General features: G+C 38.5%; 19 protein-coding genes. 9 read left to right on the plus strand and 10 right to left on the minus strand.

Annotated elements, in window-relative coordinates:
• Nucleotides 1-144: 144 nt before the first annotated feature.
• The 3 genes from AACU95_RS16665 to hxpB form a co-directional block, all read right to left on the minus strand.
• Nucleotides 145-1536: an L-cystine transporter gene (locus AACU95_RS16665; protein WP_004242579.1), complete on the minus strand. Its 1392-nt coding sequence runs from the start codon at nucleotides 1534-1536 to the stop codon at nucleotides 145-147.
• 241 nt (nucleotides 1537-1777) lie between these two features.
• Complete coding sequence (locus AACU95_RS16670) at nucleotides 1778-2344, minus strand: metal-dependent hydrolase (protein WP_020945544.1); 567 nt, start codon at nucleotides 2342-2344, stop codon at nucleotides 1778-1780.
• 257 nt (nucleotides 2345-2601) lie between these two features.
• Entirely contained in the window at nucleotides 2602-3270 is a 669-nt protein-coding gene (gene hxpB, locus AACU95_RS16675; RefSeq protein WP_004242581.1) for a hexitol phosphatase HxpB, read from the minus strand.
• A 185-nt stretch (nucleotides 3271-3455) separates the two neighbouring features.
• Here hxpB and AACU95_RS16680 point away from each other — a divergent pair, with 185 nt between their 5' ends.
• Nucleotides 3456-4010 (plus strand): YniB family protein, encoded by a 555-nt coding sequence (locus AACU95_RS16680; RefSeq protein ID WP_004242582.1) that lies wholly within the window; start codon nucleotides 3456-3458, stop codon nucleotides 4008-4010.
• A 93-nt stretch (nucleotides 4011-4103) separates the two neighbouring features.
• Here AACU95_RS16680 and AACU95_RS16685 read toward each other — a convergent pair whose 3' ends face one another.
• The 5 genes from AACU95_RS16685 to AACU95_RS16705 form a co-directional block, all read right to left on the minus strand.
• Nucleotides 4104-4976, minus strand: coding sequence for a fructosamine kinase family protein (locus AACU95_RS16685; protein WP_141192294.1), 873 nt, complete (start codon nucleotides 4974-4976; stop codon nucleotides 4104-4106).
• 150 nt (nucleotides 4977-5126) lie between these two features.
• Nucleotides 5127-5984: a metal ABC transporter permease gene (locus AACU95_RS16690; protein WP_004242584.1), complete on the minus strand. Its 858-nt coding sequence runs from the start codon at nucleotides 5982-5984 to the stop codon at nucleotides 5127-5129.
• Nucleotides 5981-6892 carry a metal ABC transporter permease gene (locus AACU95_RS16695; protein ID WP_004242585.1) on the minus strand — a complete coding sequence of 304 codons (912 nt, stop codon included), beginning with the start codon at nucleotides 6890-6892 and terminating at the stop codon, nucleotides 5981-5983. The genes AACU95_RS16690 and AACU95_RS16695 overlap by 4 nt, the downstream gene beginning before the upstream one ends.
• A 2-nt stretch (nucleotides 6893-6894) precedes the next feature.
• Nucleotides 6895-7782, minus strand: coding sequence for a manganese/iron ABC transporter ATP-binding protein (locus AACU95_RS16700; RefSeq protein WP_004251467.1), 888 nt, complete (start codon nucleotides 7780-7782; stop codon nucleotides 6895-6897).
• The gene (locus tag AACU95_RS16705; RefSeq protein WP_004242594.1) at nucleotides 7779-8687 is read right to left on the minus strand and encodes a metal ABC transporter substrate-binding protein; all 909 of its coding nucleotides are present in this window, start codon (nucleotides 8685-8687) and stop codon (nucleotides 7779-7781) included. The genes AACU95_RS16700 and AACU95_RS16705 overlap by 4 nt, the downstream gene beginning before the upstream one ends.
• A 390-nt stretch (nucleotides 8688-9077) precedes the next feature.
• Between AACU95_RS16705 and AACU95_RS16710 the strand changes: the two genes are divergently transcribed.
• Nucleotides 9078-9779, plus strand: a complete 702-nt coding sequence (locus AACU95_RS16710; protein WP_004242595.1) for a transglycosylase SLT domain-containing protein — start codon at nucleotides 9078-9080, stop codon at nucleotides 9777-9779.
• Here AACU95_RS16710 and AACU95_RS16715 read toward each other — a convergent pair.
• Both AACU95_RS16715 and AACU95_RS16720 read right to left on the minus strand, forming a co-directional pair.
• Nucleotides 9731-10465, minus strand: coding sequence for a MarC family NAAT transporter (locus AACU95_RS16715; protein WP_004242597.1), 735 nt, complete (start codon nucleotides 10463-10465; stop codon nucleotides 9731-9733). The genes AACU95_RS16710 and AACU95_RS16715 overlap by 49 nt on opposite strands.
• A gap of 106 nt (nucleotides 10466-10571) precedes the next feature.
• Nucleotides 10572-11168 carry a GNAT family N-acetyltransferase gene (locus AACU95_RS16720; RefSeq protein WP_004247938.1) on the minus strand — a complete coding sequence of 199 codons (597 nt, stop codon included), beginning with the start codon at nucleotides 11166-11168 and terminating at the stop codon, nucleotides 10572-10574.
• Nucleotides 11169-11434: 266 nt separating this feature from the next.
• Between AACU95_RS16720 and AACU95_RS16725 the strand changes: the two genes are divergently transcribed.
• The 7 genes from AACU95_RS16725 to rplT all read left to right on the plus strand — a co-directional run bounded on the left by AACU95_RS16725 (nucleotide 11435) and on the right by rplT (nucleotide 17153).
• A complete protein-coding gene (locus AACU95_RS16725) occupies nucleotides 11435-11788 on the plus strand; it encodes a tRNA-binding protein (RefSeq protein WP_012367830.1) in 354 nt (117 codons plus the stop codon).
• A gap of 91 nt (nucleotides 11789-11879) precedes the next feature.
• Nucleotides 11880-12566 carry a helix-turn-helix transcriptional regulator gene (locus tag AACU95_RS16730; protein ID WP_017628172.1) on the plus strand — a complete coding sequence of 229 codons (687 nt, stop codon included), beginning with the start codon at nucleotides 11880-11882 and terminating at the stop codon, nucleotides 12564-12566.
• 230 nt (nucleotides 12567-12796) lie between these two features.
• Nucleotides 12797-13708: a fimbrial protein gene (locus AACU95_RS16735; RefSeq protein ID WP_141192138.1), complete on the plus strand. Its 912-nt coding sequence runs from the start codon at nucleotides 12797-12799 to the stop codon at nucleotides 13706-13708.
• Between the two features lie 281 nt (nucleotides 13709-13989).
• Complete coding sequence (gene thrS / locus AACU95_RS16740; RefSeq protein ID WP_004242605.1) at nucleotides 13990-15918, plus strand: threonine--tRNA ligase; 1929 nt, start codon at nucleotides 13990-13992, stop codon at nucleotides 15916-15918.
• Between the two features lie 3 nt (nucleotides 15919-15921).
• Nucleotides 15922-16461, plus strand: a complete 540-nt coding sequence (infC, locus tag AACU95_RS16745) for a translation initiation factor IF-3 (protein WP_012367833.1) — start codon at nucleotides 15922-15924, stop codon at nucleotides 16459-16461.
• A gap of 94 nt (nucleotides 16462-16555) precedes the next feature.
• Nucleotides 16556-16753 (plus strand): 50S ribosomal protein L35, encoded by a 198-nt coding sequence (rpmI, locus tag AACU95_RS16750; RefSeq protein WP_004242608.1) that lies wholly within the window; start codon nucleotides 16556-16558, stop codon nucleotides 16751-16753.
• Between the two features lie 43 nt (nucleotides 16754-16796).
• Nucleotides 16797-17153: a 50S ribosomal protein L20 gene (gene rplT / locus AACU95_RS16755; RefSeq protein WP_004242609.1), complete on the plus strand. Its 357-nt coding sequence runs from the start codon at nucleotides 16797-16799 to the stop codon at nucleotides 17151-17153.
• Nucleotides 17154-17164 lie beyond the last annotated feature (11 nt).

Consider the following 17164-nt stretch of genomic DNA (forward strand, 5'->3'; position numbering starts at 1 on the left):
GGTATTAAGTTAAGCCTCAGAGCTAGTGATGCATGATCATCATATCTATTGATTGATAAAAGGCAGTTAAATTAATATCAAAATAAAAAAGCCAGTTTAAAATTAAACTGGCTTTAAGAGATTTAACTTAATTGTTAATGTGGTTTACTTCACATTAAGTTCAGCTTCTTCTTCCTGATTAAAGATCTCTTTATCTGTTTGGCGCATCATTTGGCTAGTAATAGTACCTGCGGTCATAGAGCCACTGACATTTAATGCAGTACGACCCATATCGATAAGGGGCTCCACAGAAATTAGTAGGGCAACCAGTGTAACGGGTAATCCCATTGCTGGTAAAACGATCAGGGCTGCAAAGGTTGCACCACCACCGACACCGGCAACACCTGCTGAGCTAATGGTTACGATACCCACCAAAGTGGCAATCCAAAGAGGATCGAAAGGATTAATACCGACTGTTGGTGCCACCATAACGGCTAACATAGCAGGATAAATACCGGCACAACCATTCTGACCAATTGTCGCACCAAAAGACGATGAGAAACTGGCAATCGATTCAGGAACACCAATGCGACGAGTTTGTGTTTCGATATTTAATGGAATACTGGCTGCACTCGAACGACTTGTAAATGCAAATGCTAATAATGGTCCTGCTTTTTTGAAGAATTTAATTGGGCTTAAGCCAGTAAATCCAACTAATAAACCATGAACGACAAACATTAAGCCCAGCGCAACATAAGAGGCAACAACGAAGCTACCGAGTTGAATAATGTCATGCAGATTGGAGCTTGCCACAACTTTAGTCATCAGTGCCATTACACCGTAAGGTGTTAATGCCATAACGATACGGACTAACTTCATGATCCACGCTTGTAAGCTATCAATCGCTGCTAATACTTTTTCACCGCGAGGTTTATCTTCTTTAAGCAGTTTTATTGCAGCCATTCCTAGGAATACCGCAAAGATAACTACACTAATAATCGAGGTTGAGCTTGCACCAGTTAAATCGGCAAATGGATTTTTAGGAATAAAAGATAAAATTAATTGAGGTACAGTTAAGTCAGACACTTTACCTATATAATTATGTTGAATAGCGGCTAAACGCTGCGCTTCCTGTTCCCCTTGAACAAGACCTTCAGCTGTTAAACCAAAGATATTGGCTATAACAATACCGATAAGAGCAGCAATTGCCGTTGTAAATAGAAGTGTACCAATGGTTAGTGCACTAATTTTTCCCAATGATGATGCTTGGTGTAAACGTGATACTGCACTTAAAATAGAAGCAAATACCAATGGCATAATGATCATTTGTAACAGTTGTACGTAACCGTTACCAACGATGTTAAACCAAAGGATAGATTCTTTAATAATAGGATCGTGTGCGTCATAGAATGCATGTAACGCCAGCCCAAACACCACCCCAAAGACCAAACCGACAAGAACTTTCTTTGACAGGCTCCACTGACGTTGGCTTAATTTAGCCAAGATGAGTAATAGCACAACAAAGACGAGTACGTTAATAATTAACGGAAAATTCATCTTAACTCTCCAACGAGATTTTTATATATAAATTTGGCGATTGTATGCGATATGAGTTCTTAGGTAATAAGAAAGGATATAACAGCATCAACTCGCTATATGGTAACAGTATTGTTAATAACTTTTTATAATCAATTATTCTTTTATATAGTCGTTTAGTTATAAAAACAAGGAAGATTAGTATAAAAAAGACTAATTAACTATAAATAGATAGAGGAAAGTAGAGAACTGTCAAGGAGAGTTAAAAAGGTGTACGTTTATCGTGGTACATTTGTAACCAGTGATTTATTTGTGTGGGAAGAGAAAAAGTTAGGTGTGGGGGCAGAAATAGTGCACCAACTAAGATGATGACAGAAATAAATCGTTCTCCTTTTTTGCTATTTTTTTTCGCTAAAATCGGTAAGGCAAAACGCATTTTTAGTGGCCATAAAAAAGGTACACCTGATGGTGTTAGCATATCTGCCAGTAGGTGACTTAGATAACCTAGCAAAAGGGCGTGAAAAAAATCAGCCGAAATCGCTATATAAGGCGCAACTTGTGTTTCCCATAAAATGGCTAAACCACAAAAGGCGAGTAGGCTATGTGTGAAGCCACGATGACCACAGAGTTTTGATAGCGGTAATGAGATTATCCGAAAGAGGCGTCCTAATATAGAGCCTGGATGATCTAAATCTGGTAGTAGTGAACCTAATAAGACAGCAGGGATCATGTGAAACCAATCACCTTGAGCAAGAACGGGGGTTATTTCTAATTTCTGTGCTAAGACGAGTGTTGCAACAGAAAAAAGTAAATGTCCTTCGGCTGTCATTCCTTATCTATGCCTATATGCGGTTTTTACCGCTTGCTGTTCATTTATACAGTGCTTAAGTATAAAAGGTTTTTACAGCAACTAACAGACATAAAAGATAAAAATTGCCTTAATTATTAAGCAATAACAGAAATATTTTATTCGGATGTGTTAAAAATAACCAAATTTTAGATAAGGGATGAGAATTAATATAGAAAAAGGATATCGATAATAAATGATATCCTTCTATAAATTTTTATAGGCTATAACTAAAGTCGTTAGCCTAATAATTGAGATTTGGTTAATTCGTTGAGAGAGGCAATTTTAACATCGGCTAATCCCCAACATTTGTCATTAAACTGCTCCGCTGCAGGCACAACAATTGAGCGCATTCTTGCAGCTTTGCAAGCAATCATACCATTGCGTGAGTCCTCTAAAGAGACACAATTAATGGGTGCGACATTAAGTGCCTTAGCAGCATTGAGATAGACTTCTGGGTGAGGTTTACTGTGCGCTAAATCAGCTGCAGAGACAACAGCAGAGAAGTAATGACGAATATTAAATAACTCAAGTACACGCTCTAGCATAAAATGCGGTGATGCTGAGGCTAAGGCTATCTTTAAACCTAATGATTGACATAAAGATAGGGCATGTTCAACACCAGGGAGCAACGGTTTTTTATCTTCAATAAGTTGTACAACGCGAGCAATCATTCTCTCTTTAGCTTCTTGTTGTGTTACGCCTTGCCAAGGTGATACTTGATACCAAAGTTCGATAACTTGATCTATTCTTAAGCCGACGGTGTCGGGCATGCTGTCAGCAAGTGATAAATCGACACCTAATTGTGCAAAGACCTCATGTTCTGCTTGTGCCCAAAACGGCTCTGAGTCGATTAGCAAACCATCCATATCAAAAATAGCGGCTTCAATGGGCAATTTAAAAGACATGTTTACTCTCCATAATAAGGTCTATGTTGATGAAAAATGATTGTAGCAAGAGTTGATTGGAAAATCTTTTTTAATCAGTTTCTTATTTCTTTTAAAAAATAAATAGAGAAAATGATAGCTATTAAATTATTGACATATTAGCCGTTAATTAGATTAGGATATTTAGGTGCATATTGCCGAATTCTATGAGTGAGGACAAAATGAGTTATCAACATGCAGGAATATATGCCATCGTAAAACGTGTTATTGGTTGGCTTATTTTTATTCCTGCCTTTATTTCAACGACAGTTTCGTTGATTGAGTTAGCTGCGATGCCAAGAGCAAATGGCGAGGGTGTTAATGCTGTGATTAATGATTTTTTTCGAGTATTAGCAGAAATGGTACAATTTAACACCCCGTGGCTAGACTTTTTTTGGCGTCATTCTCCAGTACCCAACACTCAAATAGGTTTTAGCCAACAGAATATTATCTTCTTTGTGATCTTCTTTTTAATGTTTATTGGCTTAGCACTGAGTGCATCAGGGTTAAGAATGTATCGCCAAGTGAAATATTTAAAGGAAAATATTCAAGATCAACTAATTATTGAACGAGCACTAAAAAGTGGTATTACAGCGCAAGAGCTAGAGCAGAATATAAAATTGCCAAGACATACACTATTTACTCAAGTCATGGTGCTGTATATTTCACCTATTATTGTGATCGCAATTGGTTATTTTCTGCTGAAATTTTTAGGCTGGTAGTTATCTATCACATTGATTTAATTAAAATAAACCTCGCAGGATAACATTTGGCGAGGTTTATTTTTATCTATCGGTAAATAAAATCAGATTGTTTTAGTGTGTGCCGAGCAAATCATCAATGATTTTTCTGGCTGCTAGGTAATCTTTTTCTTCACCGAATAAATGACAACGATTAAGGAAATAGTAGAGTTGGTAGATAGGCTGGCGTGATAGGAATTTTTCAGATAAAGGCCAGATGCTTTGGTAACCATCAAAAATATTGGCTGGCACAGAAGAGCATAGCGGTAACATGGCAATATCACATTCGCGATCACCCCAATAACAAGCAGGATCGAACATCGTTCCTTCAGATTGACCTATAGCAGCACAATTTTTAGGCCATAAGTTGCCATGTAATAGTGAGGGTTGTGGATGATGATCGGCTAAACGGTGATTAATGATTTGAATGATTTCTTCTATATCACCGAAAACCATCCCTTTCTCTGAAGCGAGTTGCAACTGGATACCGATACGCTTTTCCGAATAGAAGTAATTCCAGCGCTTCTCCCAACCATTTGTTTGAGGTGTGGTATCTATATGGGTATCGAAATCAAAACCATAACGGGGTTGTTCTTCCCATTGATGCAATTTAGCTAACTGTTGACCAAAACAATACGCGCTGTGAGGTGTAAAAGGTTGCACAGGCAGAAATTCTAACAGTAAGAAGCTAGTATCTTTACTATTGCCAATGCCTAATACGCGAGGAATACGGATCGTTTGGCTTTTTGCCAACATTTCAAGCTGTTCTGCTTCATTTTTAAAGGTGGGCAAAAATTCCCGTAGGTTAGATTTTACAAAGACAGGGATCTCACCATATTGAATTTTCCAAGTGTGGTGTATATCACCGCTTGAAAGGTGGTGTTTTTCGCTGATCTTTGCTGAAAATCCTAAATTTGATTCAAGCAAACGACCAATATTCTGCCACATAGATTACACCTCGCAAAGTTGTTTACTTAGTAGACCCAAATAGTAACGAGCGATGTTTATACTATGACAATAACACTTTAATTAAATCAATACAGTATAAAACTAAAAAACGGGATGATTATCCCGTTTTTATAGTAATAAAGATTTTCATTAGGCATTGGCGGGTTTAGTTTGCCGTTTTATTTTTGCCAATTTAATCTGATTACAGAGTAATGCAATAATAAAGAACACCGCTTGCGTGAGTACAATAGAAGGGCCTGTGGCACCGTCAATATGAAAACTGATAAATGTACCAATAACACTCGATATAACAGAAAAAAGGATAGCGAGAGTGATCATTCGAGAGAAGCTTCGCGTTAATAGATAAGCGGTGATCCCCGGAGAAATCAGCATGGCGACCACTAAAATAATCCCAACGGCTTGCATCGAGGCGACAATCGTTAACGCCAAAATAGAGAGTAAGCCATAATGTAATAAAGCGACCGGGAGACCGACAATTCTTGCTTGATTAGGGTCGAAACAATACAACATAAAGTCTTTTTGTTTAACCAGCATAATAGTAATAGTAATTAAACAAATAGCACTAATCTGTATAAGCACATCTGGGGTGATACCTAAGATATTACCAAATAATATATGCATTAAATGTTGGTCAGTATCTACACTAGCGAAGATCACCAAACCGACAGCAAACATACCAGAAAAGACAATTCCCATTACCGTATCTTCTTTTATTCGGCTATGCTCTTTTAAATAACCTGTTGCAAATGAGCAAAATAGGCCCGAAAGAAAAGCCCCTATCGTTAAAGGAATTGCAGTGACATAAGCTAATACCACGCCAGGTAAAACAGCGTGAGAAATAGCATCTCCCATTAGTGACCAACCTTTTAACACCATATAGCAAGATAAAATAGCGCAGGCGATACCAATGATAACCGCGGCAATAATTGCACGTTGCATAAAAGGATATTGAAAAGGTTCAATGAAAAATTCCATTAATTCATTCATAGTTGCACCTCTTCTTGTTGAGTAACGTCTTTTGGATGCTGGGATTGTGAAATAAGTGCTTGTGAACTTTGACGTGCGCGGCGACGGGCTGCCAACATGCCATGTTTAGGCGCAAATAAGAAGGCTAATAAGAAAAGGGCGGTTTGCATTGTGACGATAACGCCCCCCGTAGCACCATTAAAGAAATAACTTAGATAAGCACCAACAGCACTGGTTACTGTACCAATACAAATAGCGATAATAGCGAGTCGTTTAAATTGGTCAGTGAGTAAATAAGCGGTAGCGCCGGGAGTAACCACCATAGCAATAACTAAGATAGCGCCGACCGTTTGTAGCGCAGCAACGGTACATGCACTGAGCAAGGTAAAGAAGATGATTTTTAGTTTTAAAGGGGATAAACCAATAGAGCGAGCATGTACTTCATCAAAAAATACAACTAATAAATCTTTCCACATACAAAATAGAATAAGAAAAGAGACACCAGTAATGATAACGACTTGCCAGACATCTTCGTCAGCAATGCCGAGAATATTCCCTAAAATAATGGTCTGAACGTTGACGGCAGTAGGGTTTAATGAAACCAGCAACAGACCAAAAGCAAAAAAAGTAGAAAAAATAAAGCCGATCACCGCATCTTCACGTAATCTTGTGATGTGACGAATAAAAGTCATTGATAAAGCAGCAAGTAGACCCGTAAAAAAAGCACCCACTGCGTACGGCAACCCTAAAATATAAGCACCGGCAACGCCGGGAACGACGGAGTGGGAGAGGGCATCTCCCATTAATGACCAACCTTTAAGAATAAGGTAAGAAGATAAAAAGGCACAGACAGCACCAACTAAGGCACTTACCCAGATAGCCTTTACCATATAGTTATACTCAAAAGGTTGTAGGAGTAATTCTAGCATGGCTAATCTCCTTGTTTACGCTTACTTTGATGAGCGGGAGTATGTTGTTCATGGTGACCATAGAAAACGGCAGCGCGTTCATCATCAGTAATAACGGTAAGTGAACGTGGATCGTCGTCGTCGTGAAGATCAGGGCCTGATAAGCTGATATGACGCAATACGCCACCAAAAGCATGCTCTAAATTCTTTTGGGTAAAGGTGGTTTCTGTTGGCCCGCTATCAAGCACTGTTCTATTAATTAAAATAACGTGATCACAAAACTCGGGTACACTACCTAAGTTATGAGTTGATACTAATACTAGGTGACCTTCTTTACGCAAGTTACGTAATAATTCAATAATGGCATTTTCTGTTTTTACGTCCACGCCAGTAAAAGGTTCATCTAATAACAGTACGGTGCCTTCTTGTGCCATTGCTCGTGCTAAGAATACCCGTTTTTTCTGCCCACCAGATAGCTCACCAATTTGGCGATGTCCAAGGCCTGATAAACCGACACGCTCTAAACAAGCTTCAACCACTTCATGATCTTGTTTCGATGGAATACGAAAAAAACCCATTTTTCCATAACGTCCCATCATCACCACATCAGAAACCAGTACAGGAAAGTTCCAGTCAACTTCCTCTGTTTGTGGCACATAAGCAATCATATTTTGTTTAAGTGCTTGCTGAATAGGTTGATTATTTAATGTTACGGTACCTTTTGAAGGTTTGACTAATCCCATAATGGTTTTAAAAAGTGTGGATTTACCACTACCGTTGATGCCCACTAGGGCACAAATTGTGCCACCAGTGATAGAGAAACTTGCATCATAAATAGCAGTGTGACCGTTGTTATAGGTTACCGTTGCATTATCAACAGTAAGAGTAGGATTTATTTTTTTATCATTCATTGTCCAAATCCTTTCGCAATGGTATCGACAGTAATATTAAGTAGATCAATATAAGTAGGGACTTCTCCACCCGGGGCAGAAAGTGAGTCTACATAAAGAACGCCACCATATTTTGCACCAGTCTCTTTACTCACTTGTTTAGCAGGTTTATCGGAAATCGTACTTTCACTAAACACGACAGGAATATGGTGTTCTCTTACGGTATCAATCACGTATTTTACTTGTTGAGGGGTGCCTTGCTCTTCTGCATTAATTGGCCATAAATACACTTCTTTAAAACCATAATCATTGGTTAAATAGCTAAAGGCACCTTCACTCGTTACTAACCAGCGTTTTTCTTCAGGAATACGCGCTAATCTTGCTCTTAATGGTGCATCAAGTTGTTTAATTTGTTCAGCGTAACGCGCGGCATTTTGGTTATAAATTGCGGCATTATCTGGATCGTGTTCAACGAGCGCTTTACGAATATTTTCGATATAAATTAATGCATTGTTAGGCGACATCCATGCATGTGGGTTTGGGTTGTTTTTGTAAGCTCCTTCACGAATAGGCATAGGGGTAATACCTTCAGTGACAACGACCGCAGGCACATTACGTAATTCATTGAAAAAACGTTCGAACCAACGCTCAAGATTTAACCCATTCCATAAAATAAGATCAGCTTTTTGCGCTTTGACAATATCTTTTGGTGTTGGTTGATAATCATGAATTTCTGCACCGGGTTTGGTGATAGATTCAACAACGGCAGCATCGCCAGCAACATTTTGTGCGATATCTTGGATAATAGTAAAAGTCGTGACAACTTTTAGCTTATCTTTTGCCTGTGCAGGGGTTATAAAGAAGATTGAGGCAACTAAGCATAATGCCGTAAGCGAAATTTTATTTACAGAGCGGAACATATCCATATTATATAGCCTTATAATTTTCGTGGAATTCTCTAACTGATAATGATTATCAATATCATTTCAAAAAAGTCAAGTTATCTCTGTGTGAAAGTGAAAATAGCTATTTGATAACAGCTGATACTAAGATAACAGCATGTATTTCAATAAATGTTAAGTAAATTGTCGTCTTTCTTTATAAAAATTAACAATCGATGGTAACTATTGGTGTGAAAGGTTGTTTAATACTCACAATTGATGAAATTTACAGCCAAATCATGGCTTACTGCTGGTTAAGGTATCTGTTTTTATGAGAGAAGCTTATCCTTAGTCCATTTTTTTAATGGACAGCGTTAGGTTTGTGTTTTTTAATAATCTCCTATAAAGCATAGGGCGAAATGATGAGGATAACGTGTGAAGACCAACATAATATTTCCTTTGGCAATTTTACTGCTGGCAGGGTGTGCAGATCCCAATCACCAAACGGCGAAAAAAGAGACACCGCGATTTTTAAATAGCCAGCCTGTAGAGCACAGAGTTAATAATGCCTCAATTTCTACTGCTCAATGGAAAAACACCCCTTTTGATGAGCATATTAAACAAGCTTCAGCCCGTTATGGTGTTGATGAAACCTTAATTAAAGCCATTATTCAGGTAGAATCTAATTTTAGGCCAGAAGTGATAAGTAAATCGAATGCGGTTGGATTAATGCAAATAAAGGCATCCACAGCGGGGAGAGATATTTATCAAAATAGAGGAAAAGCAGGGCAACCAACCACCGCTCAGCTAAAAGATCCGGCTACTAATATTGATTTAGGAACTGCTTATATTCAATTATTAAGAGAGCGCCATTTATCTGGGATCTCCAATCCTGAAACACTCTATTACGCGACTATTTTGGCTTATGTGAATGGGGCGGGTGCATTACTCAGAACTTTTGATAAAAATAGAGATGCGGCGATTGCCAAAATTAATGCCATGAGCGCGGATGATTTTTATCGTTACGTTGAAAAAAATCATCCAGCATCTCAAGCACCACGCTATTTAGCGAAGGTCAAAGCAGCCTATCATTTAGCGGATAACTTTTCTGATAAGCTGGCAGCAGCCGCTGATTGAGCTTGTTGTAATAAAGCGGGGAGATCAGCAATGATTTCAAGTACACCATTAATCATAAACTGAACTCCCATGCAAATTAATAAAAATCCCATAACACGAGAAATAGCATCGATACCACTGTGGCCGAGATAGCGCATAATACCGGTTGAACCGCGCAGTGAAAGCCAAACAATCAGGCTAATTAAAAAGAAAGTGGTAATAGGTGCAACGTACAATACCCATTGCGCAATATCTGTACGTGAAGGAATTGATGCTGCTGTACTGATGATCATCGCAATTGTCCCCGGCCCTGCGGTACTTGGCATGGCTAAGGGCACAAAAGCAATATTGGGCGCCTGAGGATTTCGATGCGGATTTTTTTCTTCTGAAAGCGGATCGTCCACATTGGGAGTATGGGGAAATAACATACTAAAACCAATAAAAGCAACGATCATCCCCCCAGCAATACGAAGGCCTGGAATAGAGATACCAAAGGTCGTCATTATTACACGACCCGCATAAAAAGCGATGGTCATAATAATAAAAATATAGACACATGCCATAAAGGATTGTTGATTACGCTGTTCTTTGGTCATATTCCCCGACAGACCAAGCCAAAGTGCGACCGTGGTGAGTGGGTTAGTTAGCGGTAGAAGTAAAATAAGACCAAGACCGATAGCCTGAAAAAACTGGTAAACAGAGTACATAGAGTGTAAAGGCTCCTAACAACAGGTAATTAAGGCTACCGATCATAGCAAATAAATAGTAATAATAGTGTTGATATTAAGAAATATTTTTATATTTATAAGAAGGTTATGGGTATTTTTTCATTAACCACTCAAGATGTGTTTTCACCGCTTGCCAATCATAATCGGTAATACTATAGATACAGGTATCTCTGCGTTGACCGTTGGTGGTTAAACGATGATTACGTAATATGCCATCGAGTTTTGCACCTAAACGCTCAATCGCTCTACGACTGGTTTGATTTAAGATATGAGTGCGGAATTCAACAGCAATACATTGTAGATCTTCTAATGCATATTTAAGTAATAGATATTTCGCCTCGGTATTAATACCCGTTCTTTGTACCTCTTTTGCATACCATGTTGAACCAATCTCTACTCGAGGTGTATGGTTATCTACGTTCATATAGGTCGTCACTCCCACCACACGCTCACGGCGTTTATCAATAACGGCAAAAGGAAGCATTACTCCTTGTTTTTGTAATTGTCTTTTATGCTCAATATCTTGTTTTAATGTAGTGACAGAAGGAACTGTGGTAAACCAAAGTTCATCAGGCCTATCTTTAGCAATCAGTTCACGTAATGGTGATGCATGCTCCATGCTTAATGGTACTAAACGTACTAAATTACCTTCTAAGGTAGTCCAGTCTGTTATCTTTCTCATAGGCGATTCTCTAAGTCGGTGTATTAAATAGTTTCAAGGCAAGAATACTTTTTATACATAACAAATTTATTAATTGGTACGCTTATTTTAACGGTGATTAAAAATAGCTTAAGAATTTGTTTTTGTATAAAGAGAAAAGTAACGTCATGAGTGTTTAACAACAGAGAATGACAGCTTAGCAACAGGGCAGGATACCGATGTCATGTTAATCTATACTTATTCGATAATCTTAATGAAGACATAGCAATAAAATAATAGGTAGCAAGATGACAGACACCACCAACACCAACACCATCGAATGGGATGACTTTTTACGGGTAGAAATGCGGGTTGGCACAATTATAAGTGCTGAAATAAATAAAAAAGCGAAGAAACCCGCTTATGTAATGGAAGTCAGCTTGGGAGAGCTGGGGACTAAACGCTCTAGTGCGCAAATCACCGTGAATTATACTCCTGAAGAGCTAATTGGTCGCCGAGTTTTATGTGTTTGCAATTTTCCTATTAAGCGGATTGCAGGGATCAAGTCTGAGGTGTTGATTACCGGGGCTGCTGATGAAAACGGTGCTATCGTTCTCGCAGAATTTAATTTACCTGTGCCTGATGGGGCTCGTTTAGCATGATCTATAGCTAATTGTCCTTTTCTTTTAACGCTCACAGCGATTTTGTTGTAGTATTTATTTCACTGTGAGCGTTAATGTGTAAGGGGATGTTTTGTTATTACCTGAATTACATTTGCGATGTTATACACAAGATACGGTATCACATCAGCATGAGAATATCTGGCAGATCATCTTTGGCTTAACCGGAACGATGGAAGTTAATTTCAATCGGCAAGATTTTCTTATTTCTCAACAAAACTATTTAATTATCCCACCTACCATCGATCATGCTTTTGCTGGTCATCTCAATAATAAAAATCTTATTTTAGAACTTCCTGTCACATCACAGTGGCGACTGAATGAAAGAGGGGGAATATTTGCCTTATCACCCGCAGCAATAGGATTATTAGCGTGGGTACATCAATACCCTCAAGCGCCAGAACATCATTCCACTCTCGCACGTCTGCTATTAGCCCAAATGAAAGTACAACCAAGCTGGGGGGATAAATTAGATCTCTGGCTAGAAGATAAACTGCATATGCCATTAACAGCTTCTGATATTGCTGGTGCATTAAACATATCAATCAGTACGCTACAGCGCAAAGTAAAAGCGGAATTAGGCATATCTATTATGCAGTATGTGATGCAAAAGCGACTCGCTAAATCCGCAGAGTTGCTCAAATACACATCATTAACGATTGAAAATATTGCTTTAGCGGTAGGGTATGATTCACATTCGGCTTTTAGCCAAGCTTTTCGTCAATACTTTCATAAAACCCCCAGTGAATATCGACAGTAAACGACTTACTGATAAAAATGCTGACTTTTGATGTGTGATTTGTTAATTAATTAGTTTTATTAATTTATTTTTTTATTCTCTATTTATTGTAGATAAATAGAGAACAACAAAGTTATATTATTTGTATAGTCTTTTTTTGAATGTATTTCATTGATTATTAATATTTTTTGTCAAAATCTATATGTATTGCTAAAATAATATTAACTAATATTTTTAAATTGGATATGTAAATGAATTTAATAATAAAGGGGCTTCTTTATCCTTTTTTTGTTTTCTTTTCAGCATATGCATTATCTTTTGGGTGCAGTGTTGATAATGGATATGATATTGAGTCTGGTAATTATAATATTTATGTGCAATTAGAGGCTGAAGTGCAACCTTATCAGAATTTAATTGTTGATCTCTCTAGGCATTTAAAATGTTGGAATAGTTATGGTGGATGGCAAGATGTTGACCATATCAATTTAGAACCAGGGACGGGCTTATCTGGGCCACTATTTAATTTTAGTGGTTCAGTATATTGGTATGGAAATACATATTCATTACCTTTAAATAGTGCGACTAAAGTTTTACATATCGGTGATCTTACCCCTATGCCGATGCCGATGATGTTATATTTAACGCCTATAAATAACTCACCTGCAGGAGGAGTACTCATTAGATCGGGTGAAACTATTGCAACTATTAATATGTATAAAATAGCGGATTGGGATGGTGGTAATCCTAAATATTTTACGTGGGAAATAGTGTCTAAATATGATGTTACAATGCCAATTAGTGGATGCGACGTTAGTAGCCGAAATGTCAATGTTAATTTACCTCCTTACCCAGGCGAAGCACCGGTCAATTTAAATATTCACTGTGCGCAACCACAAAATATATCATTTTATCTTTCCGGACAAACCACTAATGATGATACAACCTTTATTAATTTAGCAGGCTCTGCAGGGGAAATCTCTAAAGGTATGGGGGTTCAATTAATGCGTAATGGATATGTAATCCCTGCTAATAAAGCTATATCTTTAGGTAGAGTTAATTCGTCGACTTCGTTAGGTTTAAAGGCGAGGTATGGTATGACTGGCGAGCGAGTAACTGCTGGAAAAGTAAAATCAATTATAGATGTTAACTTTATATATGAGTGAGTTATTTATTAATTTAATATCTATGATTTTAATTAGCGTAAATAGCAAACGGGGACAGATATACTCGCGCAATTAAAAGCATATATAATTTGTTGTTGCTATGATAATATCACGCTTGAGTTATAGCAGTATGCCAAAGTACTTTTATTGTCGTAAAAACTTTGGTGTACATAACTTGCAGAGTGAAGCAAGTAACTGCTAATAACGTATTAAATTTTAAAGTAAAATTAAGAATGCATGTGATCTTGCGTATGGGTCACCACTGTAACTAAGGATTTTAAATGCCAATTATTACTCTTCCTGACGGGAGCCAACGTCAATTTGAAAATGCAGTCTCTGTCATGGATGTCGCTGCAGATATCGGTCCTGGACTTGCCAAAGCCTGCATTGCAGGGCGCGTTAATGGTGAGCTGGTGGACGCTTGCGAATTAATCGAGCAAGATTCACAACTGGCGATTATTACCGCAAAAGACGATGAAGGTCTTGAAATTATTCGTCACTCTTGTGCCCACTTATTAGGACACGCAATTAAACAGTTATGGCCACAAACCAAAATGGCGATTGGTCCTGTTATCGAAAATGGTTTCTACTATGATGTGGATTTAGATCATTCTCTGACGCAGGAAGATTTAGAAACGTTAGAAAAACGTATGCTAGAGTTGGCGAAAACAGATTACGATGTTATTAAAAAACGCGTAACTTGGGCACAAGCACGGGAAACTTTTGTTGCTCGTGGTGAAGATTATAAAGTCGCTATCCTTGATGAAAATATCAGTCAAGATGCACACCCAGCACTTTATCATCATCAAGAATATATTGATATGTGCCGTGGCCCCCATGTGCCAAACATGCGTTTCTGCCATCACTTTAAATTACAGAAAATCGCAGGTGCATACTGGCGCGGTAATAGCGATAACAAAATGCTACAACGCATTTACGGTACCGCTTGGGCTGATAAGAAACAGTTAAAAGCTTATTTAGAACGTTTAGAAGAAGCCGCTAAACGTGATCACCGTAAAATAGGTAAACAACTTGATTTATATCATATGCAAGAAGAAGCGCCGGGTATGGCTTTCTGGCATAATGATGGTTGGACTATTTTCCGTGAGTTAGAAACATTTGTACGTTGCAAATTAAAAGAATATGATTATCAGGAAGTAAAAGGTCCATTTATGATGGATCGTGTTCTTTGGGAAAAAACAGGTCACTGGGAAAACTACAAAGAGAATATGTTCACTACTTCTTCGGAAAACCGTGAATATTGTATCAAACCTATGAACTGCCCAGGCCACGTGCAGATTTTTAAACAAGGTCTACGTTCTTACCGTGATTTACCATTACGTATGGCTGAATTTGGTAGCTGTCATCGTAATGAACCCTCTGGTGCATTACACGGTTTAATGCGTGTTCGTGGCTTTACACAAGATGACGCACATATCTTCTGTACAGAAGAACAAATTTTAAGTGAAGTAAATAACTGCATCAAATTGATTTATGATGTATATTCTACTTTCGGATTTGAAAAAATCGTTGTTAAGCTGTCTACTCGTCCAGAAAAACGCATCGGTGAAGATGCTTTATGGGATATTGCAGAAACAGACTTAGCAAAAGCCTTGACTGATAACAATATTGAATTTGAATATCAGCCGGGTGAAGGGGCGTTTTATGGCCCTAAAATTGAATTTACACTTTACGACTGTTTAGATCGTGCATGGCAGTGTGGTACAGTACAGCTGGACTTCTCATTGCCAGGTCGATTAGGCGCTTCTTATGTTGCTGAAAATAATGAGCGTAAAGTACCTGTTATGCTTCACCGAGCGGTGTTAGGATCATTAGAACGTTTTATCGGTATTCTAACTGAAGAATACGCAGGATTCTTCCCGACTTGGTTAGCACCACAGCAGGTTGTCGTGATGAATATCACGGATGGACAGGCTGATTATGTACAAAAACTCGTCAAAGAATTGCAAGATGCCGGAATTCGTGCAAAAGCAGACTTGAGAAATGAGAAGATTGGCTTTAAAATTCGTGAACATACTTTACGTCGTGTTCCGTACATGCTTGTTTGCGGTGATAAAGAAGTCGAATCAGGCAAAGTAGCGGTTCGTACTCGTCGAGGTAAAGACCTTGGCAGTATCGACGTTAACGATTTTAAAGAAAAACTTCTGCAAGAAATCAGAAGCAGAAGTCTTCATCAGTTGGAGGAATAAGGTATTAAAGGCGGAAAAAGAATTCAATCAACGCGTCAGAATCGTATCAATGGTGAGATTCGCGCTCATGAAGTTCGTTTAACAGGTTTAGACGGCGAACAGATTGGAGTTGTTAGTCTGAAAGAGGCTCTTGAGAAAGCCGAGGAAGCAGGTGCTGATTTAGTTGAAATCAGTCCTAATGCCGAGCCGCCAGTTTGTCGTATTATGGACTACGGCAAATTCCTCTATGAGAAAAGTAAGACTCTCAAAGAACAGAAAAAGAAACAAAAGGTTATTCAGGTCAAGGAAGTTAAATTCCGTCCTGGTACAGATGAAGGCGACTATCAGGTCAAACTACGCAACCTGATTCGTTTTCTTGAAGATGGCGATAAAGCCAAAGTCACACTACGTTTTCGTGGTCGTGAAATGGCACACCAACAAATCGGTATGGAAATGCTTAATCGCATCCGTGAAGATTTGGATGAACTGGCTTCTGTTGAATCTTTCCCTAATAAGATTGAAGGTCGTCAGATGATCATGGTGCTAGCGCCGAAGAAGAAATAGTTAGGCAATTCAAGTAATAGCGTCAGTCTTTATTGACTGACTGCTATTCGCCTTATTATTTTATGTTATTAACAATGCGAAGTGGATTATAGAAATGCCAAAGATTAAAACAGTACGCGGTGCAGCTAAACGCTTTAAAAAGACTGCAGGTGGTGGTTTTAAGCGTAAGCACGCTAACCTCCGTCACATTCTGACTAAAAAATCAACTAAGCGTAAACGTCATTTACGTCCAAAAGGTATGATCTCTAAAGGAGATTTAGGCCTGGTCGTAGCTTGCCTACCATACGCATAAGTATCAGTTTTTTTAACAGAATTATAGACATTAGGAGTGTTATATGGCTCGCGCTAAACGTGGTGTTATCGCCCGTGCTCGTCACAAGAAAATTTTAAAGCAAGCTAAAGGTTATTACGGTGCACGTTCTCGTGTATATCGTGTAGCTTTCCAGGCTGTTATCAAAGCTGGTCAATATGCGTACCGTGACCGTCGTCAGAAAAAACGTCAGTTCCGTCAGCTGTGGATTGCGCGTATCAACGCAGCAGCTCGTCAGAACGGCATGTCTTACAGCCGTTTCATCAATGGATTAAGAAAAGCATCTATTGAAATCGACCGTAAGATCCTGGCGGATATCGCTGTATTCGACAAAGCTGCATTTGCTGCTTTAGTTGAAAAAGCGAAAGGTGCTCTGGCTTAATTAAGTCAATG

This window comes from Proteus sp. G4415, assembly GCF_963896075.1.
Classification (GTDB): domain Bacteria; phylum Pseudomonadota; class Gammaproteobacteria; order Enterobacterales; family Enterobacteriaceae; genus Proteus; species Proteus mirabilis.